A 21,238-nucleotide genomic window follows, 5' to 3' on the forward strand; every position below is an offset into this window, starting at 1 on the left:
GGCGAGCGTTTTGTGGGCACTGCTGCGCGACAACCGGGTGTTCACCCCCGATCCGCCCGTCCCGCAAACAGCTTGACACCGTCATTGAGACTCCTTGCAGCGACTTTTCGATGAAGCGCTGAGACTCCTGAGGGGACAGCGCCTGTGCCCGGATGATTCCATACCGGGCGGCGATCCCCCGGACGGTTTCCCGATGGCTGAGGACGCGACCGCTCCCCTGACTCTCCAGGTAGGCCACTTGCTCCCCTCCCTCCGGCACCATGAGGGTGAAGGGACCATCCACACAGGCGTGGTCGATCGTTCGGGTCGGCATCACCTGGATCTCCACGTTGGGGTTCTGCCCAGTCAGGAGCAGATGCTCCAACTGCCCCCGGAGGACGTCCACCCCGCCGATGGGCCGTTGGAGGACTGCTTCCTCCAGTACGAAACTGAGTACAGGCGCGGGTTTGCGGTCGAAGAGCTTGTGCCGTTCAAGCCGTGCCGAGACCATTTGTTCAATCTCGGCTTCGCTCCGCCGTGGACGCCAGACGGTGAACATGGCTCTGGCGTACTCCTCGGTCTGGAGCATGCCGGGAACGATCAGCGGGGCGTACTGGTGGAACTCGGCCGCCGTCTCCTCGATCCGGGCCGCGTCCCGGAAGAACGCTGGGTACCGGGTCAGCGCCACGGGTCGCTTCATGACCAGCAGCATGCCTTCGGCTTCCAGCAACTGATCGAGCTTGTCGATGGTGTCGGGCCGTGGGATGCGCCGTCCTTGCTCGATGGCTGCGATCTGCGCCTCGCTATATCCGAGAAGCTGCCCCAGAGCGGCCTGGGTGTGCCCGGCCCGCTCGCGGAGAATCTTGACCTGCCTGCCGAACGACCGCAGCAACTCGTCGGCCGGGTCCTCGCTCCGCCGCGCGACAGCCTGCTCCGGAATCTGCGTCATGGGTTTTCCCTCCAGCACCTGGCTCACCACTGACCCCGACAGGGCACCCACCGCAGCCGTACGACGACGCTGTGTGAGGATGTCGTTGCTGGTCAAGGTAAGCGCGTCGGCCCACGCTCGTGGCCATGACGACAGAAACGCACTCTTCCGGGGAGACCTGCCGACTTCCGCTGCCCGTGCGGGAGTTCCGTATGGCGTTCACGTCCACGCCGCGCGGCGCACGGCTGGCCCGCCGGCTCGCCTCCCATCGCCTCGACGCCTGGGGGCACCCGTACGAGTCCGACCTGAACCGCACGGTGACCCTGATCGTGGGCGAGCTCACCGCCAACGCCGTGACGCACGGTCGCGTACCCGGTCGTGACTTCAGGCTGTGTCTGTGGCTCGACCCGGCCGCAGGACTCGTACGGGTGGAAGTGACGGACACCCGGGACGACCGCCTGCCACCGCAGTCACCCTCACTGCCGCCCGAGCCGGATGCGGAGTCGGGCCGCGGCCTCTGCCTGGTCTCGGCTCTGGCGAGCCGGTGCGCGGTGGTACCGCGCACGGACGGAGGGCCGGGCAAGACGCTGCGCGCGGAGGTGGACATCTGAGGAGCCGGCGGCCCCGGCCGCCTAGGCTGGGTGTCATGCCGATCAGAGCCGTCGTCTGGGACGTCGACGACACCCTCTTCGACTACACCACCGCCGACCGCGAGGGCATGCGCGCCCACCTGGCCGCCGAGGGCCTGCTCGCCGGGTACGGGTCGGCCGAGGAGGCCCTCGTGCGCTGGCGGGAGATCACCGACCGGCAGTGGGCCCGCTTCGCGGCCGGCGAGGTGGACTTCCTCACACAGCGGCGCGACCGCACCCGCGTCTTCCTGGGCCGCCCCGGCATGACGGACGCCGAGGCCGACGACTGGTTCCGGCGTTACGTCGCCCACTACGAGGCCGCCTGGTCCCTCTTCCCGGACGTGCTGCCCGTCCTCGACGCCCTCGCCGGCAGCCACCGGCACGCGGTGCTCTCCAACTCCAGCCTCACCGTCCAGGACCGCAAGCTGCGGATCCTCGGCGTGCACGACCGCTTCGAGGCGATCCTGTGCGCCGCCGAGCTGGGCGTCTCCAAGCCCGAGCCCGGAGCCTTCCTGGCCGCCTGCGACGCCCTGTCGCTGGCCCCGGCCGAGGTCGCCTACGTCGGCGACCACCCGGAGATCGACGGGCGCGGGGCCCACGACGCCGGGCTGCTGTCGGTCTGGATCGACCGCGGCGGCGCGTACGCGACCCTCGATCCACCCACCGGTCCGCGCCGTATCGCGTCCCTCTCGGAGCTGCCGGCGCTCCTCGCCGCCGATACTCGTTTTGGAGCCCCGTCCACCTTCGGGTAATGTTCTTCCTGCGCCGCCGGGGAGCGGGCCGAAAGGGCCGGGAACCGGAAGCGCGAAACTAGAACAAGAACCCCTCTGGGGCTTGCGTTCCAGTGGCCTATGGTGTAATTGGCAGCACGACTGATTCTGGTTCAGTTAGTCTTGGTTCGAGTCCAGGTAGGCCAGCTCGCAGAGCTTATCTGCACCGCGGAGATCATCCGCAAAGCCCCCGTTGTGTAGCGGCCTAGCACGCTGCCCTCTCAAGGCAGTAGCGCCGGTTCGAATCCGGTCGGGGGTACAGATCCTTCCCGCGAGGACAGTCAGGGTAGCTCCCGCTGGCCTCGATGCAGGATCGCTAGGGCCCCCGTTGTGTAGCGGCCTAGCACGCCGCCCTCTCAAGGCGGTAGCGCCGGTTCGAATCCGGTCGGGGGTACTGACTGGTCTAAACCATCATTGGTCTATGGTGTAATTGGCAGCACGACTGATTCTGGTTCAGTTAGTCTTGGTTCGAGTCCAGGTAGACCAGCTCGGACCTGCGGAAACGCAGAGTCCACGCCCCCGTTGTGTAGCGGCCTAGCACGCCGCCCTCTCAAGGCGGTAGCGCCGGTTCGAATCCGGTCGGGGGTACACAGAGAAGGCCCTCCGCTTCGGCGGAGGGCCTTCGTCGTATCCGCCCGGCCGACTCGGCCCCGCCCTCACTCGAAGCCGTACCGCCGCGCCGTCTCCTCCTCCTGCGCCAGCCGGTGCAGCGCCTGGAGCACCGGCTCGTTGAGGACCGCCCCCAGGACCGCGAACTCCGCCCGCTCCGCCTCCGTCGGGTACCGCTCCAGGTTGTCCAGGTCCAGGGCGGCCGTGCGGTACATCAACTCCGCGTACGGCGCGAGCTGTTCGGCCCCCCAGTCGTAGCCGAGCCGGCGGAACGTGGCCACCCCCGTGACCAGCGCCCGGTACGCGGGGGAGAGGCTCGTCAGCTGCTTGGCGTTCTCCCAGCCGAGCCGGTCCAGGAGCGCGGCGACCTCCTGGTGCGCGGCCCGGACGTGCTCGTCCTCCTCGTCCGGCTGCGGGCCCTGCGGCAGCTCCCACACGGCCGCGCCCAGCCGGACGGAACGGCCCAGGGAGTCGTCGTCGATGTGCCGCAGCACCTCGCGGACGGTGGCCACCGGCACCTTGCCGACCTGGATCAGCGCCCGCACCAGCCGCAGCCGGCGCAGGTGCGTCTCGTCGTACTCCGCGGTGGTCGCGTTGATCTGGCGGCCGGGCGGCAACAGCCCCTCACGCAGGTAGTACTTGATCGTCGCGGTGGAGACACCGCTGCGGTTGCTCAGTTCGGCCAGCCGCATGTCTTGCGCCTTCCTTTGGGTAGCGGCACTATCCAAGCATGGCCGACACGGGAGAAGAGACCGGCCGCACCATGCGGCTGACGACCGCGGATGCTCGGGGGGACGTCGTCGTCCTGCTGATCGGGATGCGGATCAACAGGTTCTGGGCGGTGCACCACTGGCTGCCCGTGATGCTCGCGATGTTCCGGATGCTGGCGGAACTGAAACGGGCCCCGGAACGGGGACTGCTGTCGAAGGTGATGCTCACGGCCTCCCCGCGGACGTACTGCATCGTCCAGTACTGGGAGTCGAAGGAGAAGCTGTACGGGTACGCGAGCGCGGCGGACGCGTTCCACCGCGTCGTGTGGGCGCGGGTGAACCGGATGGACCGCAGCGGCAAGGTACGGGGTCACGTCGGCATCTGGCACGAGGCGTACGTCGTGCCGGAGGGGTCGTACGAGGCGGTCTACGGGGACATGCCGGCCTTCGGGCTGGCGGAGGCGCACGGTCAGGTGCCGCTGGAGGCCCGGGGGCGGTACGCGAAGGACCGGTTCGCCCACCGGTCGGGGGAGGAGAAGGCCGTCTGAACACCGTCGGGATCGCACTCCCGGCCGGGGAGGGCCTGCCGCGGCGTTGAGGCCGGCCCTTCCCGACGGGGAGTGCTCGCGGACACGGGTCAGCCGGAGCGGCGCAGAGCCTCGGAGAGGCGGCCGGCGGCGTCTATGACGGCCTGGGCGTGCATCCGGCCCGGGTGGCGGGTGAGACGCTCGACGGGACCGGAGACGGACACGGCGGCCACCACGCGGTTCGAGGGGCCGCGCACCGGGGCGGAGACGGACGCGACGCCGGGCTCCCGCTCGCCGATCGACTGGGCCCAGCCCCGGCGCCGTACGCCGGACAGCGCCGTCGCTGTGAAACGGGCGCCCTGCAGGCCGCGGTGGAGACGCTCGGGCTCCTCCCAGGCCATCAGGATCTGCGCCGAGGAACCGGCCTTCATCGTGAGCGTCGAGCCCACCGGGACGGTGTCCCTGAGGCCCGAGAGCCGCTCGGCCGCCGCCACGCAGATGCGCATGTCGCCCTGGCGGCGGTAGAGCTGGGCGCTCTCGCCCGTGACGTCACGCAGGTGGGTGAGGACCGGGCCCGCGGTGGCGAGCAGACGGTCCTCACCGGCCGCCGCGGCCAACTCGGCCAGGCGCGGGCCGAGAATGAAACGGCCCTGCATGTCGCGCGCCACCATACGGTGGTGTTCCAGCGCCACGGCCAGGCGGTGGGCCGTGGGTCGTGCCAGTCCGGTCGCCGCGACCAACCCCGCGAGGGTGGCCGGGCCGGACTCCAGAGCGCTCAGGACGAGGGCCGCCTTGTCCAGAACGCCGACGCCGCTACTGTTGTCCATGCAACGATACTCCCGTCTCACTCTGTGAAACGCAAGTTCAATTTTCCGTGGAACCCGCCACTCTTGGTGGCAGGAAGTCACAGCGGCCCGTGACGAAAGGGCCTGGTGGCGGTTGCCCGGAAACACAGGGGTGCGGGCGCCGCTTCCCCAAGATCTCTAGTTGGGCCGTCGCGTTGTCGCCAGCCGGAGGGAAAGCGATGGGTAGGACACTCGCGGAGAAGGTCTGGGACGACCACGTCGTCCGGCGCGCCGAGGGCGAGCCCGACCTCCTCTACATCGATCTGCACCTGCTGCACGAGGTGACCAGCCCGCAGGCCTTCGACGGCCTCCGCAAGAGCGGCCGCCCGGTGCGCAGGCTCGACCTGACCATCGCCACCGAGGACCACAACACCCCGACCCTCGACATCGACAAGCCCATCGCGGACCCGGTCTCCCGGGCCCAGCTGGAGACGCTGCGCAAGAACTGCGCCGACTTCGGCATCCGGCTGCACCCGCTGGGCGACGTCGAGCAGGGCGTCGTGCACGTCGTCGGCCCGCAGCTGGGCCTGACCCAGCCCGGTACCACCGTGGTCTGCGGCGACTCGCACACCTCCACGCACGGCGCCTTCGGCGCGCTGGCGTTCGGCATCGGCACATCCCAGGTCGAGCACGTGCTGGCCACCCAGACGCTGCCGATGGCCCGCCTGAAGACCATGGCGATCACCGTCAACGGCGAACTGCCCGAGGGCGTCACCGCCAAGGACCTGATCCTCGCCATCATCGCGAAGATCGGCACCGGCGGCGGCCAGGGCTACATCCTGGAGTACCGCGGCGAGGCCATCGAGAAGCTCTCGATGGAGGCCCGCATGACCATCTGCAACATGTCGATCGAGGCCGGCGCCCGCGCGGGCATGATCGCCCCCGACGAGACCACCTTCGCCTACCTCCAGGGCCGCCCGCACGCCCCCGAGGGCGCCGACTGGGACGCCGCGGTCGAGTACTGGAAGACGCTGCGCACCGACGACGACGCCGAGTTCGACGCCGAGGTCGTCATCGAGGCCGCCGAACTGTCGCCGTTCGTCACCTGGGGCACCAACCCGGGCCAGGGCGCGCCGCTGTCCGCCGCCGTCCCCGACCCGGCCTCGTACGAAGACGCTTCGGAGCGCCTCGCCGCCGAAAAGGCCCTGGAGTACATGGGGTTGGAGGCCGGCCAGCCGCTGCGCTCCATCAAGGTGGACACCGTCTTCGTAGGTTCCTGCACCAACGGCCGCATCGAGGACCTGCGCGCCGCCGCCGAGATCGTCAAGGGCCGCAAAGTCGCCGACGGCGTACGGATGCTGGTCGTCCCCGGCTCCGCGCGGGTGGGTCTGCAGGCCGTCTCCGAGGGCCTGGACGTGGTCTTCAAGGAGGCCGGCGCCGAATGGCGGCACGCGGGCTGCTCCATGTGCCTGGGCATGAACCCGGACCAGCTGGCCCCCGGCGAGCGCTCCGCGTCCACCTCCAACCGCAACTTCGAGGGACGGCAGGGCAAGGGCGGCCGCACCCACCTGGTGTCGCCGCAGGTCGCGGCCGCCACGGCGGTCCTGGGCCACCTGGCCTCCCCGGCCGACCTCGCCGCCTCCGACGTCCTCACGCCCGCTGGAGTCTGATCAGTCATGGAAGCATTCACCACCCACACCGGCCGGGCCGTCCCGCTGCGCCGCAGCAACGTCGACACCGACCAGATCATCCCCGCCCACTGGCTCAAGAAGGTGACGCGGGACGGGTTCGAGGACGGTCTCTTCGAGGCCTGGCGCAAGGACCCGCAGTTCGTCCTCAACCAGCCCGAGCGGCAGGGCGCCACCGTGCTGGTCGCCGGTCCCGACTTCGGCACCGGCTCCTCCCGCGAGCACGCCGTCTGGGCGCTGCAGAACTACGGTTTCAAGACCGTGATCTCCTCCCGCTTCGCCGACATCTTCCGCGGCAACTCGCTGAAGAACGGCCTGCTCACGGTGGTCATCGACCAGAAGATCGTGGACGCGCTGTGGGAGCTCACGGAGAAGGACCCCGAGGCCGAGATCACCGTCGACCTCGAGACCCGCGAGGTGCGCGCCGAGGGCGTCACCGCCTCCTTCGAGCTGGACGAGAACTCCCGCTGGCGGCTGCTGAACGGGCTGGACGACATCTCGATCACCCTCCAGAACGAGGCCGACATCTCCGCCTACGAGGCGAAGCGCCCGTCGTACAAGCCGCAGACGCTCCAGGTCTGAACCGGCAGGCAGGCAGGCAGGCAGGTAGGCAGGCCCGGCCCGCCGGGACCGACCCGCCGGATCCGGCCGACAGGTCCGGCCGGGCACCCGGCCCGGCCGCGCACAAGGTCGAGTTTCGGCCACCAGGAACCGCCTCCGTACCCCCGATCTTCCCGATCGGGGGTACGTCCGTGTCTGGGCCCGGTCATCCCCCGGAAGCCCCCACCGGATACACAACTCCCCACGTTACGGCCGTGTTTGCCGGGGTACACGCGATGTGGAACCCCCAGCTCCGTGACCGCCCGGACGGCCGCACGAGGCGGTAGTTGCCCCCTGCGCAGGCGACAACTCGCCCCAGATGGCACAATCTGTGCATGGAACACGACGGCCAACTCGAGCTCTATGCGGCGGTCGCGATCCGGCTGAAAGAAGCGCACACAAGAGTGCGCGCACTGCAAGTCCCGGAGGGCGTACGGATGGCGCTGACCCGGAAGCTGCTGGTCATTACGGCCGCGGCCAAACACGATCTCGCCGGCGCGGCCAGGCGTCTGGACCGCTTCACGGCGGACCTCGACGAGGGGCGATTCCCCGACGGGGAACCCTGAACAGGCCGGGCGACCGACTCCGTTGCGGCACAAGGGTGATTAGCCCGTTTCGTGTTTGATTTGCGGTATATATCTGCCTAACGTGCGAAAAAGCTTGAACACATTCGTTCTGGCGATGTCTCCGAAGGGGAAGACGTGAACAAGGCGCAGCTCGTAGAAGCGATTGCCGACAAGCTCGGCGGCAGGCAGCAGGCCGCCGACGCTGTCGACGCGGTCCTGGACGCCCTCGTCCGTGCTGTGGTCGCGGGCGACCGGGTCTCGGTCACCGGCTTCGGTTCCTTCGAGAAGGTCGACCGCCCGGCCCGCTACGCCCGCAACCCCCAGACGGGCGAGCGGGTTCGGGTCAAGAAGACCTCCGTGCCGCGCTTCCGTGCGGGCCAGGGCTTCAAGGACCTGGTGAGCGGAACGAAGAAGCTCCCGAAGAACGACATCGCGGTGAAGAAGGCCCCCAAGGGCAGCCTGTCCGGCACGTCGCCCACCATCTCCAAGGCCGCGGGCAAGAAGGCCGCCGCCAAGAAGACGACGGGTGCGGCGAAGAAGACCACAGGCGCGGCCAAGACCACCGCGGCGAAGAAGACCACCGCCAAGAAGACCGCCGGCACGGCGACGGCCCCGGCCAAGAAGTCCGCTGCCAAGACCACCACGGGTGCGGCGAAGAAGACCACCGCCAAGAAGGCCACCGCCAAGAAGGCCCCCGCCAAGAAGGCGACTGCCACCAAGGCCCCGGCCAAGAAGTCCACCGCCCGCAAGACCACCGCCAAGAAGGCCACCGCCCGGAAGAAGTGACGGGCGGCAGGGCACAGGGCACTCACGCGCCGGGCCGGACTCCCTCGGGAGTCCGGCCCGCGGCCTGTCCGGGACCCGTGCGGCGCCGGACCAGGAGGTCTGCTCAGAAGGTCTGCAGAGTCACCAGCGTGATCCTGCGGTCCGCGCCGTCCCCCTCGGTCTCGATGCGCACCCGCTGCCCGGGCCGCAGCAGCCTCAGCCCTCCCGCGTCGAACGCCGCCGCGTCGAAGGGCACGGGCGTGCCGTCGTCGAGCAGCACCTGCCCGCTGCGGCTGTCGGGGTCGTACGTGTACGCGGTCGCCTGCATGTCCCGCAGCCTACTGGCCGGCGATCAGCAGCCGCGCCGCCACCGCGGCCGTACGGGGCCCCACCCCCAGCGCCAGCGCGGTCCGCAGGTCGGCGCCGGTGTCGACGTCCTGCCGTACCGAATCCACCGTGCCGAGAAGGAGTTCCACCGCGCCCGAGGCCCGGTGGCGGACCCGGGAATCCGGGCCGAATGCCGGGAGCAATTCCTGGCCCGGCGCGGCGGCGAGCAGAGTCGTTCCGATTCCGGCCGCGTCGGAGAGAAAAGCGCGCCGGAATTGCGTGGCCGCCGTCAGTACCCGCGTCAATTCCGCCGGCCGCAGAGCGGGGAGATCGGCGTTGAGAGCGGCCACGGCGCTTCGGGGACGTGCGGCCCGGACCGCCGCGGCCCCGTGTGCCAGAGCGGCGTTCAGACCGTCCCCCGGCTCGTCCGCGACGACCCGGGCGCCCAGCCCCGCCAGCTCCCGGCCGGCCCGCGCGTCGTCCGTGACGACTGCCACATCCGCCACCGCCGGGCAGGCCAGCGCGGCCGCCACGGTGTCCTGCGCGAACGCCAGCGCGAGAACCGGCCGCATCCCGTCGTCCGCGGTGTCGGCCAGTCTGCTCTTGGCCCGGGCGAGGGTCTTCACGGGCACGACCAAGGTCCACTGCACGAGCGTTCCGTCCTTCTCTCGTCGCCGTCATTGTCACCCGCGGGATCTGGTGGTTCACCCGCCGGGGCGTACGGTGTTCTCGACAGAAGGACGGCCCGGGGCGACACTTGTCCGGCCCCAGGCCCAGGAGGAAAGGTGTCCGCGTGCCCCGCCGCAGAATCGGCTTCTGGTACCGCTTCGCCGCGGTGATCTGCAAACCGCCGCTGGTGCTTCTGATCAAGCGGGACTGGCGGGGAATGGAGAACATGCCGGCCGACGGCGGATTCATCACCGCCGTGAACCACAATTCGCACGTCGACCCCTTTGCCTACGCGCACTACCAGTACAACACCGGACGCGTACCGCGTTTCCTGGCGAAGAGCGGCCTTTTCAAGAAGGGATTCGTCGGCGCCGCGATGCGCGGAACCGGACAGATCCCCGTCTACCGCGAGAGCACGGACGCGCTCAGCGCCTTCCGGGCCGCGATCGCCGCCGTGGAGCGCGGCGAGTGCGTCGCCTTCTACCCCGAGGGCACCCTCACCCGCGACCCGGACGGCTGGCCGATGACCGCCAAGACCGGTGCCGCGCGCGTCGCCCTGCAGACCAGGTGCCCGGTGATCCCGGTCGCCCAGTGGGGCTGCAACGAACTGCTGCCGCCGTACTCCAGGAAGCCGCGCCTGTTCCCGCGCAAGACCCACCACGTGCTGGCGGGACCCCCGGTGGACCTGTCGCGGTTCTACGGCAAGGAGATGACCGCGGACCTGCTGAAGGAGGCCACCGAGGTCATCATGGCCGCCGTCACCCGTCAGCTGGAGGAGATCCGCGGCGAGAAGGCGCCCGACACCCCCTACGACCCGCGCCGCGAACGCATCGAGCAGCGGCGCCGGACCCAGGCACAGACGCGGACGGCACAGGCGCGGACGCACGCGCAGGGACAGCAGTCAGAAGGGCAGGGCACGTGAACAAGCCCGTCAAGGCGGCCGTTTTCGGCACCGGATCGTGGGGCACCGCCTTCGGAGCGGTCCTCGCCGACGCCGGGTGCGACGTCACCCTGTGGGGACGCCGCGCCGGACTCGCCGACGCCGTCAACTCCACCCGGACCAACCCGGACTACCTGCCCGGCGTCGAACTCCCCGAGAACCTTCGGGCCACCACCGACGCCGCCGAGGCCGCGAAGGGCGCCGACTTCACCGTCCTCGCGATCCCCTCCCAGACCCTGCGCGCCAACCTCGCCGCCTGGACGCCGCTGCTGGCGCCCGGCACCGTCCTCGTGTCGCTGATGAAGGGCGTCGAACTCGGCTCCGCGATGCGGATGAGCGAGGTCATCGAGGACGTCGCGGAGGTCGGCGCCGAACGCATCGCCGTCGTCACCGGTCCCAACCTGGCCCGGGAGATCGCCGCCCGCATGCCGGCCGCCGCCGTGGTCGCCTGCCCCGACGAGGCCGTCGCCCAGCGTCTCCAGAGGGCCTGCCACACCCCGTACTTCCGTCCGTACACCAACACCGACGTCATCGGCTGCGAACTCGGCGGCGCCGTGAAGAACGTCATCGGGCTGGCCGTCGGCATCGCGGACGGCATGGGCCTCGGCGACAACGCCAAGGGCTCCCTCATCACCCGCGGCCTCGCCGAGACCACCCGCCTCGGGGTGGCCCTCGGCGCGGACCCGCTGACCTTCTCCGGGCTCGCCGGGCTCGGCGACCTGGTGGCGACCTGCTCCTCGCCGCTGTCCCGCAACCACACCTTCGGCACCAACCTCGGCAAGGGCATGACCCTCGAGGAGACCATCGCCGTCACCAGGCAGACCGCCGAGGGCGTCAAGTCCTGCGAGTCGGTGCTGGATCTGGCCCGTCGGCACGGCGTCGACATGCCGATCACCGAGACGGTCGTCGGCATCGTGCACGAGGGCAAGGCCCCGGCGGTCGCCCTCAAGGAGCTGATGTCGCGCAGCGCGAAGCCCGAGCGACGCTGAGCGACGCCGCGCCGGACCCCGGACGCGACCCGCGCCACGCGGCCCCGCCGACGCTGTCTCGCGACCCTACGGGCGGGTACGCTCAACGCGATATGAGCACCGAGAACCTCCCCACCCAGAGCCCCGAGCAGCCGCCGCGCAAGCCGCGTGTGGCCGTCGTGTTCGGCGGGCGCAGCTCCGAACACGGGATCTCCGTGGTCACCGCCGGCGCCGTCCTCGCGGCCATCGACCGGACGAAGTACGACGTCCTGCCGATCGGCATCACCCAGGACGGGCGCTGGGCGCTCACCGCCGACGAGCCGGAGCGCATGGCGATCACCGAACGGCGCACCCCGAGCGTCGACCAGCTCGCCGAGACCACCGAGGGCACCGTGGTGCTCCCTGTCGACCCCGCCAGCCGCGAAGTCGTCTACAGCGAACCGGGCTCGGTGCCCAAGGCGCTGGGCGAGGTCGACGTCGTCTTCCCCGTCCTGCACGGCCCCTACGGCGAGGACGGCACCCTGCAGGGCCTGCTGGAGCTGTCCGGCGTGCCCTACGTCGGCTCGGGCGTGCTCGCCTCGGCCGTCGGCCAGGACAAGGAGTACATGAAGGCGGTGTTCACCTCCTACGGGCTCAAGGTCGGCCCGTACACGGTGATCCGCCCCCGCGAGTGGGAGCAGGACCGTTCCGCCGCCCGCAGGAAGATCGTCGACTTCGCCGGTGAGCACGGCTGGCCGCTGTTCGTGAAGCCCGCCCGCGCGGGCTCCTCCATCGGCATCACCAAGGTCGACGACCTCGCCGGCCTCGACGAGGCGATCGAGGAGGCCCGCCGCCACGACCCGAAGATCCTCGTCGAGGCGGCGCTGCGCGGCCGCGAGATCGAGTGCGGGGTGCTGGAGTTCGAGGACGGTCCCCGGGCCTCCGTCCCCGCCGAGATCCCGCCGCCCTCGGCGCACGCGTACTACGACTTCGAGGCCAAGTACATCGACTCCACGCCCGGTGTCGTCCCCGCCCCGCTGACGCCCGAGGAGACCGCCGAGGTGCGGCGCCTGGCCGTCGAGGCGTTCGACGCGGCGTCCTGCGAGGGACTCGTGCGCGCGGACTTCTTCCTCACCGAGGACGGCGAGTTCGTCATCAACGAGATCAACACGATGCCCGGCTTCACGCCGATCTCGATGTACCCGAAGATGTGGGAGGCCACCGGCGTCGGCTACGCGGAGCTGGTGGACCGGCTGGTCCAGGCGGCGCTGGGACGCTCCACGGGACTGCGCTGACCCTCGCCGGAGCCGCGGACGTCAGGAGGCGATCCCCTCGGGGATCGCCTTCTTCACGGCCGGGGCCAGATCCACCAGGGGCGCCATCCCGTTCCCGGCGCGCTCCTTCGGAATGGTCACCTCGACATACGCCTCCCGCAGCACCGAGGTGAACCGGAACGCACCGCCCTCCTGCTTCTGCAACTGCCAGCCGACGCCGTCGACCTCGACGCCGTCGGCCTGCGGATCGTCCATCTCCGCGGGCCGCTCCACCCCACAGCGCAGTATGATCAGCGGGTTTCCCCAGCCCGCCGTCAACGCCGAGGCGGGCTCGGGATCCTCACGGTTCAGGCCGTCCACCGTCGACGGCAGCGCCCTGTCCAGGTTCTGGCACAGCTCGGTGGCCTTCGCGTCCGGGCTGGGAACCGCCGCCGAGACGCTGTCGTCCGCTGAGGAACAGCCTGCGACGGCGATCAACAGCGCGAGAGCGGGCAGGCGGCGGCACCGGTGACGGAAGAAGTTCACCGGCCCAGCGTAGACGGGGGCTAGAGATGGACGACCGGGCAGGTCAGGGTGCGGGTGATGCCGTCCACCTGCTGGATCTTGGCCACCACCATGCGGCCCAGCTCGTCGACGGTGTCGGACTGGGCACGGACAATGACGTCGTACGGTCCCGTCACGTCCTCGGCCTGGATCACTCCAGGGATCTTGCTGATCGTCTCGGCGACGGTCGACGCCTTGCCGACCTCCGTCTGGATCAGGATGTACGCCTGTACCACGGAACCTCCACAGCGGCCACGAGGATCATGTGGGGAAAAGGAACGCCACGGTATCGCGTCGCCGCTCCCCGCGGGGAGACTTGCGGGGCGTGGAGCCCGCGCGCCGGGGTGCTGTGATGACACAGGTTGACGGCCGCGCCGGCCGTGACCACGTGCGGCCGGGCACGGACAGGTACAGGGACAGAAGGGGCGTAAGGCAATGAAGGGCACTGTTGGTGAGCTCGGTGAGTTCGGGCTCATCAGGGAGCTCACCTCCCGTCTCACCTCCACCCCGGCGGTCCGGGTCGGCCCCGGCGACGACGCCGCGGTGGTCGCCGCGCCCGACCGCCGGGTGGTGGCCAGCACCGACATCCTCGTCGAGGGACGGCACTTCCGCCGGGACTGGTCGACCGCGTACGACGTGGGCCGCAAGGCGGCGGCGCAGAACCTCGCCGACATCGCCGCGATGGGTGCCGTGCCGACCGCGCTGCTGCTCGGCCTGGTCGTGCCCGCCGAACTCCCGGTGACCTGGCCGACCGAGCTGATGGACGGGCTGCGCGACGAGTGCCAGGTCGCGGGCGCCTCCGTGGTCGGCGGCGACGTGGTGCGCGGCGACACCATCACCGTGTCCATCACCGCCCTCGGCGACCTGCGCAACCAGGAGCCCGTCACCCGGAGCGGCGCCCAGCCCGGCGACCTCGTCGCGGTGACCGGCTGGCTCGGCTGGTCCGCGGCCGGTTTCGCCGTGCTCTCCCGGGGTTTCCGCTCGCCGCGCGCCTTCGTCGAGGCCCACCGCCGTCCCGAACCGCCCTACCACGCGGGACCGGCCGCCGCCGGACTCGGCGCCACCGCGATGTGCGACGTGAGCGACGGGCTGATCGCCGACCTCGGGCACATCGCCGAGGCCAGCAAGGTCCGCATCGACATCCGCTCCGGGCAGATCGACATCCCGACCCAGATGAACGACATCGGCCAGGCCGTCGGCGTCGACCCGATGCAGTGGGTGCTCACCGGGGGAGAGGACCACGCGATCGTGGCCACCTTCCCGCCGGACGTGAAGCTGCCCGCCCGGTGGAAGGTCATCGGCGAGGTCCTCAACCCCTCCGCGCTGCCCCAGGTGACCGTCGACGGGGCGCCCTGGACCAGCAAGGGCGGCTGGGACCACTTCGGCACGGAGGCAGAGGCATGAGGCCGCCCCTGGTCCTCACGGTGGCCGGCTCCGACTCCGGCGGCGGCGCCGGCGTCCAGGCCGACCTGAAGACGATGCTCGCCCTCGGCACGCACGGCATGAGCGTCCTGACCGCGGTCACCGCGCAGAACTCCCTCGGTGTGCGGGGCGCCTGGGAACTGCCCGTGGAGGCGGTGCGGGCCCAGTACCGCGCCGTCGTGGACGACATCGGCGTCCAGGCGGTCAAGACCGGCATGCTGTCCTCGGCGGAACTGGTCGAGACCGTCGCCGAGTTGATCGGCGGCACCGACGCCCCGGCCGTCGTCGACCCGGTCGGCGTCTCCAAGCACGGGGACTCGCTGCTCGCCGCCTCCGCACTGGACTCCGTACGCACCAAGCTGCTGCCGGCGGCCACCGTCGCCACGCCGAACCTCGACGAGGTCGCCCAGCTCACCGGCGTACACGTCGAGTCGGAGGCCGGTCTGCGCCGGGCCGCCGCGGCCGTGCTGGAGTACGGCCCGCGATGGGTGCTGATCAAGGGCGGTCACCTGGACGGCGACGCCGTGGACCTGCTCACCGACGGCACCGAGGAGCACTGGCTGCGCGCCCCGCGCCTCGACAACCGGCACACGCACGGCACGGGCTGCACCCTCGCCTCGGCCATCGCCTGCGGCCTGGCGAAGGGACGGTCCGTACCGGAGGCGGTGACCGCGGCCAAGGAGTACGTCACCGGCGCGATCGCGGCCGGGTTCGCGCTGGGCGGCGGCATCGGTCCCGTCGACCACGGCTGGACGCTGGGGCGGGACACGCCCTCGGCGTGACTCCTGCGTCGGGCGCGGAGAACGGTCCCGGGTACCGCAAAAAGCCGGTCCACCGAGGTGGACCGGCTCAGTACGGCGTAACCGGACAGTGGCCGCGCGCGCTCAGCTGACGCGTCAGCGCGAGACCTTTCCGGCCTTGATGCACGAGGTGCAAGCGTTCACGCGCTTCGGCGTCCCGCCGACCACGGTACGCACGCGCTGGATGTTCGGGTTCCAGCGACGGGGCGTACGGCGGTGCGAGTGCGAGATGTTGTTGCCGAAGCCCGGCCCCTTGCCGCAGACGTCGCAGTTGGCAGCCACGGGTCACTCCAAAGACTTCAGATGCACTTACGGTGGATCCCGGCATGCCGGGACAGGATCTCGAGCACGAACGGTCCGGGATCTGAGTGGCGGTGCCAGGGGGAGAGCCCGATCGGATCGGGCAACCGGAGCAGCATACAACGACTGCTTCCGTACAACGAAACTACCATGACGGTGCGACGGTCCGCCCCCGGCCCTCTTCCGCCGGACGCCCCCTCGGGGTCTACGCTGCCTGCCACGTCCAGCAGCTCAGGGAGGCGCAGGTGGCGCAGGTGCCGCAGAGGTTCTTCGACGCTCTGGCGGTGCGCACCTGGTGCGGCCTGTCGCTGCGCGCACTCGGGCAGGCGCGTGAGGAGATCGACGCGATCAACGTCTATCCGGTCGCGGACGGGGACACCGGCACCAACCTCTATCTGACCGTGGAGTCCGCCGCCACCGCGGTGGAGGCGGTGTTCGCCGCGCACGAGGCCGGCGGCACGGCGAAGTCCGCCACCCCCGCGGACCCCGCGCGGGCCCTCGCCGGACCCACGCTGGCCGACGCCGTGGGCGCCATGGCGCACGGCGCGCTGATCGGCGCGCGGGGCAACTCCGGCACGATCCTGGCCCAGCTGCTGCGCGGCATGGCCCAGGCGCTCACGGCACCGGGTGAGCCCGCTCACACCGACGGCCCGGGACTGCGCCGGGCCCTGCGGCGCGCGGCCGACTCCGCACGGCAGGCCGTGGCCCACCCGGTCGAGGGCACCGTCCTCACGGTCGCCTCCGCCGCCGCCGACGCGGCGGACCGGACCGAGGGCGACTGCGCGGCCGTGGCGCTCGCCGCGCTCGAGGGCGCCCGCACGGCGCTCGCCGCGACCCCGGGGCAGCTGCTCGTGCTGGAGCGCGCCGATGTGGTCGACGCCGGAGGGCTCGGCCTGGTGACCGTGCTCGCCGCCCTCGTCCAGACCTTCACCGGACAGGCCCCGGCGGCCGGACCGGCCACCGCGGCGCACACGTGCGCGAAACGCCCCGGTCCGCCGGCCGGCGGGGAGTGTGCCGTGGCCGACGACGCCGGGGACGGCCCCGCCTTCGAGGTGATCTACCTCCTGGAGGCCGAGGACACCGCCGTCGCCCGGCTGCGGCAACGGCTCGACGCCCTCGGGGACTCGCTCGTCGTGGTCGGCGGCGACGGGCTGTGGAACGTCCACGTGCACGTCGACGACGCCGGCGCCGCCGTGGAGGCGGGCGTCGAGGCCGGACGGCCGTACCGCATCCGCATCACCCACTTCGGGCACGAAGAGGCACGCGCAGGTGGCGCCGGGCGCCCGCCCCGGGAGCGGACCCGGCGCGCCGTGGTCGCCGTCGTGCCCGGCGAGGGCCTGGCCGGGCTCTGCGCCGAGGCCGGCGCCACCACCGTGCTCGCCCGCCCCGGCGAGCCGCCCGCGAGCGGGGAGCTCGTCCAGGCCCTGCGGCGGGCGCACGCGCGCGAGGTCGTCCTGCTGCCCAACGACGCCGAGCTGCGGCACACCGCCGCCGCGGCGGCCGAGCAGGCCCGCACCGAGGGCATCCGCGTCGCGCTCATCCCGACCCGGTCCGCCGTCCAGGGCATCGCCGCGCTCGCCGTGCACGAACCCGAGCGGCGCTTCGACGAGGACGTCGTGGCGATGACCTCGGCGGCCGGCGCCACCCGCTACGCCGAGGTCACCGTCGCCGAGCACCGCTCCTGGACCACGGCCGGCATCTGCCAGGCCGGTGACGTCCTCGGCCTCGTCGACGGCGACGTGGCCGTGATCGGCACGGACGTCGCGGCCGTCGCGGGGACCGTGCTGGACCGCATGCTCGCGGCCGGCGGCGAACTGGTCACGCTGGTCCTCGGCGACGACGCCCCCGAGACCCTCGCCGGACTCCTGGAGGACCGTGTCCGCAGGACGTACCTCGCCGTCGACACCGTGGTCCACCGGGGCGGCCGGCAGGGCGCGCTGCTCCTGATCGGCGTGGAGTAGCCCGCCCTGTTCCGGCGGGGTCCGCGGCGTTGTCAGTGGCGTGGTGTGCAATGGATGCCGTGTCCGGACTGCAAGAACCCCTCAAGAAGGTGCTCGGCCCCGCCACCGCGAAGGTGATGGCCGAGCACCTCGGCCTGCACACCGTCGGCGACCTCCTCCACCACTATCCCCGCAGATACGAGGAGCGGGGCCAGCTCACCCACCTCGCCGACCTCCCCATGGACGAGCACGTCACGGTGGTCGCCCAGGTCGCCGACGCACGTCTGCACACCTTCGCCTCGTCCAAGGCCCCGCGCGGCAAGGGGCAGCGCCTCGAGGTCACCATCACGGACGGCAGCGGACGCATCCAGCTCGTCTTCTTCGGCAACGGCGTCCACAAGCCCCACAAGGAACTCCTGCCGGGCACCCGCGCGATGTTCGCGGGCAAGGTCTCCGTCTTCAACCGCCGCCTGCAACTCGCCCACCCCGCGTACGAGTTGCTGCGCGGGGACGGCGAGGGCGGAGAGGCCGTCGAGACCTGGGCGGGCGCCCTCATCCCCCTCTACCCGGCCACCGCCAAGCTGGAGTCCTGGAAGCTCGCCAAGGCGATCCAGACGGTCCTGCCCAGCGCCCGGGAGGCCGTCGACCCCCTCCCGGACTCCCTGCGCGAGGGCCGTGGCCTGGTCTCCCTCCCCGAGGCCCTCCTGAAGATCCACCGCCCGCACACCAAGGCCGACATCGAGGACGCCCGCGCCCGTCTGAAGTGGGACGAGGCCTTCGTCCTCCAGGTCGCCCTGGCCCGCCGCCGCCACGCCGAGACCCAACTCCCCGCGGTCCCGCGGAGACCGAAGCCGGACGGCCTGCTCGCGGCCTTCGACGACCGCCTCCCCTTCACCCTCACCGACGGCCAGCGGAAGGTCTCCCGCGAGATCTTCGACGACCTCGCCACCGACCACCCGATGCACCGGCTCCTCCAGGGGGAGGTCGGCTCGGGCAAGACGCTGGTCGCCCTGCGCGCCATGCTCGCCGTCGTCGACGCGGGCGGGCAGGCCGCGATGCTGGCGCCCACCGAGGTGCTGGCCCAGCAGCACCACCGGTCGGTCGTCGAGATGATGGGGGAGCTGGCCGAAGGGGGGATGCTCGGCGGGGCCGAGCACGCCACCAAGGTGGTGCTGCTCACCGGCTCGATGGGTGCCGCCGCCCGCCGTCAGACCCTGCTCGACCTGGCCACCGGCGAGGCCGGCATCGTCATCGGCACCCACGCGCTGATCGAGGACAAGGTGCAGTTCCACGACCTCGGCCTGGTCGTCGTCGACGAACAGCACCGCTTCGGCGTCGAGCAGCGCGACGCCCTGCGCGGCAAGGGCAAACAGCCCCCGCACCTGCTCGTCATGACCGCCACCCCCATCCCGCGCACCGTCGCCATGACCGTCTTCGGCGACCTGGAGACCTCCGTCCTGGACCAGCTCCCGGCCGGCCGCTCACCCATCGCCAGTCATGTCGTCCCGGCCGCCGACAAACCGCACTTCCTGGCCCGGGCCTGGGAGCGCGTCCGCGAGGAGGTGTCGGGCGGCCACCAGGCGTACGTCGTCTGCCCGCGCATCGGCGACGAGGACGAGGACCCGAAGAAGAAGGGCAAGCCGCCCGCGGACGACGCCGAGAAGCGGCCCCCGCTCGCCGTCCTCGACGTCGCCGAACAGCTCGCGAAGGGCCCGCTGCAGGGCCTTCGGGTCGAGGTCCTGCACGGCCGCATGCCGCCCGACGACAAGGACGCCGTCATGCGCCGCTTCGCCGCCGGGGAGACCGACGTCCTGGTCGCCACGACCGTCATCGAGGTCGGCGTCAACGTCCCCAACGCCACCGCGATGGTGATCATGGACGCGGACCGCTTCGGCGTCTCCCAGCTCCACCAGCTGCGCGGCCGCGTCGGCCGTGGCTCCGCCCCCGGCCTGTGCCTGCTGGTCACCGAGATGCCCGAGGCGAGCGCGGCCCGGCAGCGGCTGAACGCCGTCGCCGGCACCCTCGACGGCTTCGAACTCTCCCGCATCGACCTCGAACAGCGCCGCGAGGGCGACGTCCTCGGCCAGGCCCAGTCCGGCGCCCGCACCTCCCTGCGCGTCCTCGCGGTCATCGAGGACGAGGAGATCATCGCCGAGGCGAGGGCGGAGGCGGCGGCGGTCGTCGCCGCCGACCCGGAGCTGACGAGCCTGCCCGGCCTGCGGACGGCCCTGGACGCCCTCCTGGACGAGGAGCGGGAGCAGTACCTGGAAAAGGGCTGACCCCGCCCACCCGAGGACGCGTGGCACCGAACGACCCGCCACACTGGACGCAATGCCGCTCACAACCAAGGACCCCAGATGACCCGCGTGATCGCCGGCAAGGCCGGCGGACGTCGCCTAGCCGTCCCGCAGGGAGGCCGCACCCGTCCCACCTCCGACCGCGCGCGCGAGGGCCTCTTCTCCACCTGGCAGTCCCTGCTCGGCGGCCCTCTCGACGGCGAACGGGTCCTCGACCTGTACGCCGGATCCGGCGCCGTCGGCCTGGAGGCGCTGTCGCGCGGCGCGGGCCATGTCCTGCTCGTCGAGGCCGACGCCCGGGCCGCCCGTACCGTCCGGGAGAACGTCAAGTCCCTCGGGCTGCCCGGCGCCGAGGTCAGGGCGGGCAGAGCGGAACAGATCATTCACACCCCGGCCCCGGCCGAGCCGTACGACATCGTCTTCCTGGACCCGCCGTACGCCGTCTCCGACGACGATCTTCGCGAGATCCTGCTCACACTCCGCACCCAGGGGTGGCTCACTGAGCAAGCGCTCGTCACCGTGGAGCGCAGCACCAGAGGCGGCGAGTTCGGCTGGCCCGACGGCTTCGAGGCGATCAGGTCCCGTCGCTACGGCGAGGGAACGTTTTGGTACGGTCGCGCCGCCTCCACGTGCGAAGACGCACGATGACCGGACCTGAGAGCGAGGGAACTCAAGTGCGCCGCGCCGTCTGTCCCGGGTCGTTCGACCCGATCACCAACGGACACCTCGACATCATCGCCCGTGCCTCCCGGCTCTACGACGAGGTCTACGTCGCGGTGATGATCAACCAGGCCAAGAAGGGCCTGTTCGGGATCGAGGAGCGGATCGACCTCATCCGCCAGGTCACCGCCGAGTACGGGAACGTCCGCGTGGAGTCCTTCCACGGCCTCCTCGTCGACTTCTGCAAGCAGCGCGAGATCCCGGCCATCGTCAAGGGGCTGCGCGCCGTCAGCGACTTCGACTACGAGCTGCAGATGGCCCAGATGAACAACGGCCTCTCCGGTGTGGAGACCCTCTTCATCCCCACCAACCCCACCTACAGCTTCCTGTCGTCCTCCCTGGTCAAGGAGGTCGCGACCTGGGGCGGCGACGTCTCCCACCTGGTGCCGCCGCTGGTCCTCGAAGCCCTTTCGGAACGCCTGAAGCAGGACTGAGCACGCCCCCGCGCGCTCTCCGCACGCCCTTTGCGCACCCCCGGAGACTGACATCCCGTCACCCGGTGT

Annotated in this window: 23 protein-coding genes, 5 tRNA genes and 1 pseudogene; 21 read left to right on the forward strand and 8 right to left on the reverse strand. The window is 71.2% G+C overall.

Annotation, left to right across the window (positions count from 1 at the left end; genetic code table 11):
• Nucleotides 1-91 precede the first annotated feature (91 nt).
• Nucleotides 92-928 (reverse strand): annotated as a pseudogene (locus ACFYOJ_RS22830) (Scr1 family TA system antitoxin-like transcriptional regulator); the annotation flags it as partial.
• 125 nt (nt 929-1,053) lie between these two features.
• Between ACFYOJ_RS22830 and ACFYOJ_RS22835 the strand changes: the two are divergent.
• The 7 genes from ACFYOJ_RS22835 to ACFYOJ_RS22865 all read left to right on the forward strand — a co-directional run bounded on the left by ACFYOJ_RS22835 (nt 1,054) and on the right by ACFYOJ_RS22865 (nt 2,894).
• Complete coding sequence (locus ACFYOJ_RS22835; protein ID WP_356553795.1) at nt 1,054-1,518, forward strand: ATP-binding protein; 465 nt, start codon at nt 1,054-1,056, stop codon at nt 1,516-1,518.
• Between the two features lie 35 nt (nt 1,519-1,553).
• Nucleotides 1,554-2,288 carry an HAD family hydrolase gene (locus ACFYOJ_RS22840; RefSeq protein WP_356553793.1) on the forward strand — a complete coding sequence of 245 codons (735 nt, stop codon included), beginning with the start codon at nt 1,554-1,556 and terminating at the stop codon, nt 2,286-2,288.
• Nucleotides 2,289-2,381: 93 nt separating this feature from the next.
• Nucleotides 2,382-2,453, forward strand: a tRNA-Gln gene (locus tag ACFYOJ_RS22845).
• Between the two features lie 39 nt (nt 2,454-2,492).
• Nucleotides 2,493-2,565: transfer RNA gene (locus tag ACFYOJ_RS22850), tRNA-Glu, on the forward strand.
• Between the two features lie 62 nt (nt 2,566-2,627).
• Nucleotides 2,628-2,700, forward strand: a tRNA-Glu gene (locus ACFYOJ_RS22855).
• Nucleotides 2,701-2,721: 21 nt separating this feature from the next.
• Nucleotides 2,722-2,793, forward strand: a tRNA-Gln gene (locus ACFYOJ_RS22860).
• A 28-nt stretch (nt 2,794-2,821) separates the two neighbouring features.
• Nucleotides 2,822-2,894: transfer RNA gene (locus ACFYOJ_RS22865), tRNA-Glu, on the forward strand.
• 68 nt (nt 2,895-2,962) lie between these two features.
• Here the strand turns inward: ACFYOJ_RS22865 and ACFYOJ_RS22870 are convergent.
• Entirely contained in the window at nt 2,963-3,607 is a 645-nt protein-coding gene (locus ACFYOJ_RS22870; RefSeq protein ID WP_356553791.1) for a MerR family transcriptional regulator, read from the reverse strand.
• Between the two features lie 71 nt (nt 3,608-3,678).
• Here ACFYOJ_RS22870 and ACFYOJ_RS22875 point away from each other — a divergent pair, with 71 nt between their 5' ends.
• Nucleotides 3,679-4,173: a DUF4188 domain-containing protein gene (locus ACFYOJ_RS22875; protein WP_356553813.1), complete on the forward strand. Its 495-nt coding sequence runs from the start codon at nt 3,679-3,681 to the stop codon at nt 4,171-4,173.
• 89 nt (nt 4,174-4,262) lie between these two features.
• Here ACFYOJ_RS22875 and ndgR read toward each other — a convergent pair whose 3' ends face one another.
• Nucleotides 4,263-4,979, reverse strand: coding sequence for an IclR family transcriptional regulator NdgR (gene ndgR / locus ACFYOJ_RS22880; protein WP_356553789.1), 717 nt, complete (start codon nt 4,977-4,979; stop codon nt 4,263-4,265).
• Nucleotides 4,980-5,176: 197 nt separating this feature from the next.
• On the opposite strand from ndgR, the gene leuC reads away from it, so the two are divergent.
• The 4 genes from leuC to ACFYOJ_RS22900 all read left to right on the forward strand — a co-directional run bounded on the left by leuC (nt 5,177) and on the right by ACFYOJ_RS22900 (nt 8,577).
• Nucleotides 5,177-6,607: a 3-isopropylmalate dehydratase large subunit gene (leuC, locus tag ACFYOJ_RS22885; protein WP_356553787.1), complete on the forward strand. Its 1,431-nt coding sequence runs from the start codon at nt 5,177-5,179 to the stop codon at nt 6,605-6,607.
• 6 nt (nt 6,608-6,613) lie between these two features.
• Nucleotides 6,614-7,207, forward strand: a complete 594-nt coding sequence (gene leuD, locus ACFYOJ_RS22890; protein WP_356553785.1) for a 3-isopropylmalate dehydratase small subunit — start codon at nt 6,614-6,616, stop codon at nt 7,205-7,207.
• A gap of 353 nt (nt 7,208-7,560) precedes the next feature.
• A complete protein-coding gene (locus ACFYOJ_RS22895) occupies nt 7,561-7,791 on the forward strand; it encodes a hypothetical protein (RefSeq protein WP_356553784.1) in 231 nt (76 codons plus the stop codon).
• Between the two features lie 135 nt (nt 7,792-7,926).
• Nucleotides 7,927-8,577, forward strand: a complete 651-nt coding sequence (locus ACFYOJ_RS22900) for an HU family DNA-binding protein (RefSeq protein WP_356553782.1) — start codon at nt 7,927-7,929, stop codon at nt 8,575-8,577.
• 103 nt (nt 8,578-8,680) lie between these two features.
• Here the strand turns inward: ACFYOJ_RS22900 and ACFYOJ_RS22905 are convergent, their stop codons facing one another.
• Together ACFYOJ_RS22905 and cofC are read right to left on the reverse strand one after the other, a co-directional pair.
• Nucleotides 8,681-8,884, reverse strand: a complete 204-nt coding sequence (locus ACFYOJ_RS22905) for a hypothetical protein (protein WP_356553780.1) — start codon at nt 8,882-8,884, stop codon at nt 8,681-8,683.
• Between the two features lie 10 nt (nt 8,885-8,894).
• A complete protein-coding gene (gene cofC, locus ACFYOJ_RS22910; RefSeq protein WP_356553779.1) occupies nt 8,895-9,533 on the reverse strand; it encodes a 2-phospho-L-lactate guanylyltransferase in 639 nt (212 codons plus the stop codon).
• Between the two features lie 143 nt (nt 9,534-9,676).
• Here cofC and ACFYOJ_RS22915 point away from each other — a divergent pair, with 143 nt between their 5' ends.
• The 3 genes from ACFYOJ_RS22915 (at nt 9,677) to ACFYOJ_RS22925 (ending at nt 12,734) form a co-directional block, all read left to right on the forward strand.
• On the forward strand, nt 9,677-10,474 hold the full coding sequence (locus ACFYOJ_RS22915) for a lysophospholipid acyltransferase family protein (RefSeq protein WP_356553777.1): 798 nt from the start codon (nt 9,677-9,679) through the stop codon (nt 10,472-10,474).
• Nucleotides 10,471-11,481, forward strand: coding sequence for an NAD(P)H-dependent glycerol-3-phosphate dehydrogenase (locus tag ACFYOJ_RS22920; protein ID WP_356553776.1), 1,011 nt, complete (start codon nt 10,471-10,473; stop codon nt 11,479-11,481). Before ACFYOJ_RS22915 ends, ACFYOJ_RS22920 begins: the two co-directional genes overlap by 4 nt.
• Before the next feature lie 92 nt (nt 11,482-11,573).
• Entirely contained in the window at nt 11,574-12,734 is a 1,161-nt protein-coding gene (locus tag ACFYOJ_RS22925) for a D-alanine--D-alanine ligase family protein (protein ID WP_356553775.1), read from the forward strand.
• A gap of 21 nt (nt 12,735-12,755) precedes the next feature.
• Here ACFYOJ_RS22925 and ACFYOJ_RS22930 read toward each other — a convergent pair whose 3' ends face one another.
• Together ACFYOJ_RS22930 and ACFYOJ_RS22935 are read right to left on the reverse strand one after the other, a co-directional pair.
• Nucleotides 12,756-13,238 (reverse strand): DUF3515 domain-containing protein, encoded by a 483-nt coding sequence (locus ACFYOJ_RS22930; RefSeq protein WP_356553773.1) that lies wholly within the window; start codon nt 13,236-13,238, stop codon nt 12,756-12,758.
• A gap of 20 nt (nt 13,239-13,258) precedes the next feature.
• A complete protein-coding gene (locus tag ACFYOJ_RS22935) occupies nt 13,259-13,492 on the reverse strand; it encodes an Lrp/AsnC ligand binding domain-containing protein (RefSeq protein ID WP_356553772.1) in 234 nt (77 codons plus the stop codon).
• 199 nt (nt 13,493-13,691) lie between these two features.
• Between ACFYOJ_RS22935 and ACFYOJ_RS22940 the strand changes: the two genes are divergently transcribed.
• Both ACFYOJ_RS22940 and thiD read left to right on the forward strand, forming a co-directional pair.
• Nucleotides 13,692-14,660: a thiamine-phosphate kinase gene (locus tag ACFYOJ_RS22940; RefSeq protein ID WP_356553770.1), complete on the forward strand. Its 969-nt coding sequence runs from the start codon at nt 13,692-13,694 to the stop codon at nt 14,658-14,660.
• Complete coding sequence (gene thiD / locus ACFYOJ_RS22945) at nt 14,657-15,460, forward strand: bifunctional hydroxymethylpyrimidine kinase/phosphomethylpyrimidine kinase (protein ID WP_356553768.1); 804 nt, start codon at nt 14,657-14,659, stop codon at nt 15,458-15,460. The genes ACFYOJ_RS22940 and thiD overlap by 4 nt, the downstream gene beginning before the upstream one ends.
• 114 nt (nt 15,461-15,574) lie before the next feature.
• Here the strand turns inward: thiD and rpmB are convergent, their stop codons facing one another.
• Entirely contained in the window at nt 15,575-15,760 is a 186-nt protein-coding gene (gene rpmB / locus ACFYOJ_RS22950) for a 50S ribosomal protein L28 (RefSeq protein ID WP_004924906.1), read from the reverse strand.
• A 263-nt stretch (nt 15,761-16,023) separates the two neighbouring features.
• Here rpmB and ACFYOJ_RS22955 point away from each other — a divergent pair, with 263 nt between their 5' ends.
• The 4 genes from ACFYOJ_RS22955 (at nt 16,024) to coaD (ending at nt 21,169) form a co-directional block, all read left to right on the forward strand.
• Entirely contained in the window at nt 16,024-17,739 is a 1,716-nt protein-coding gene (locus ACFYOJ_RS22955; RefSeq protein ID WP_356553766.1) for a DAK2 domain-containing protein, read from the forward strand.
• Between the two features lie 50 nt (nt 17,740-17,789).
• Nucleotides 17,790-19,997 (forward strand): ATP-dependent DNA helicase RecG, encoded by a 2,208-nt coding sequence (recG, locus tag ACFYOJ_RS22960; RefSeq protein WP_356553764.1) that lies wholly within the window; start codon nt 17,790-17,792, stop codon nt 19,995-19,997.
• 78 nt (nt 19,998-20,075) lie between these two features.
• Nucleotides 20,076-20,663, forward strand: coding sequence for a 16S rRNA (guanine(966)-N(2))-methyltransferase RsmD (gene rsmD / locus ACFYOJ_RS22965; RefSeq protein ID WP_356553762.1), 588 nt, complete (start codon nt 20,076-20,078; stop codon nt 20,661-20,663).
• A gap of 26 nt (nt 20,664-20,689) precedes the next feature.
• Nucleotides 20,690-21,169, forward strand: a complete 480-nt coding sequence (gene coaD / locus ACFYOJ_RS22970; RefSeq protein WP_356553812.1) for a pantetheine-phosphate adenylyltransferase — start codon at nt 20,690-20,692, stop codon at nt 21,167-21,169.
• Nucleotides 21,170-21,238 lie beyond the last annotated feature (69 nt).

It is taken from the genome of Streptomyces sp. NPDC006384, assembly GCF_042870695.1.
GTDB lineage: Bacteria > Actinomycetota > Actinomycetes > Streptomycetales > Streptomycetaceae > Streptomyces.

Excerpts from the sequence above, each read along its gene's own strand:
- ACFYOJ_RS22835 (WP_356553795.1), top strand. The coding sequence starts at position 1,054 with ATGACGACAGAAACGCACTCTTCCGGGGAGACCTGCCGACTTCCGCTG.
- ACFYOJ_RS22840 (WP_356553793.1), top strand. The coding sequence starts at position 1,554 with ATGCCGATCAGAGCCGTCGTCTGGGACGTCGACGACACCCTCTTCGAC.
- ACFYOJ_RS22870 (WP_356553791.1), bottom strand. The coding sequence starts at position 3,607 with ATGCGGCTGGCCGAACTGAGCAACCGCAGCGGTGTCTCCACCGCGACG.
- ACFYOJ_RS22875 (WP_356553813.1), top strand. The coding sequence starts at position 3,679 with ATGCGGCTGACGACCGCGGATGCTCGGGGGGACGTCGTCGTCCTGCTG.
- ndgR (WP_356553789.1), bottom strand. The coding sequence starts at position 4,979 with ATGGACAACAGTAGCGGCGTCGGCGTTCTGGACAAGGCGGCCCTCGTC.
- leuC (WP_356553787.1), top strand. The coding sequence starts at position 5,177 with ATGGGTAGGACACTCGCGGAGAAGGTCTGGGACGACCACGTCGTCCGG.
- leuD (WP_356553785.1), top strand. The coding sequence starts at position 6,614 with ATGGAAGCATTCACCACCCACACCGGCCGGGCCGTCCCGCTGCGCCGC.
- ACFYOJ_RS22895 (WP_356553784.1), top strand. The coding sequence starts at position 7,561 with ATGGAACACGACGGCCAACTCGAGCTCTATGCGGCGGTCGCGATCCGG.
- ACFYOJ_RS22905 (WP_356553780.1), bottom strand. The coding sequence starts at position 8,884 with ATGCAGGCGACCGCGTACACGTACGACCCCGACAGCCGCAGCGGGCAG.
- ACFYOJ_RS22925 (WP_356553775.1), top strand. The coding sequence starts at position 11,574 with ATGAGCACCGAGAACCTCCCCACCCAGAGCCCCGAGCAGCCGCCGCGC.
- ACFYOJ_RS22940 (WP_356553770.1), top strand. The coding sequence starts at position 13,692 with ATGAAGGGCACTGTTGGTGAGCTCGGTGAGTTCGGGCTCATCAGGGAG.
- thiD (WP_356553768.1), top strand. The coding sequence starts at position 14,657 with ATGAGGCCGCCCCTGGTCCTCACGGTGGCCGGCTCCGACTCCGGCGGC.
- recG (WP_356553764.1), top strand. The coding sequence starts at position 17,790 with ATGGATGCCGTGTCCGGACTGCAAGAACCCCTCAAGAAGGTGCTCGGC.
- rsmD (WP_356553762.1), top strand. The coding sequence starts at position 20,076 with ATGACCCGCGTGATCGCCGGCAAGGCCGGCGGACGTCGCCTAGCCGTC.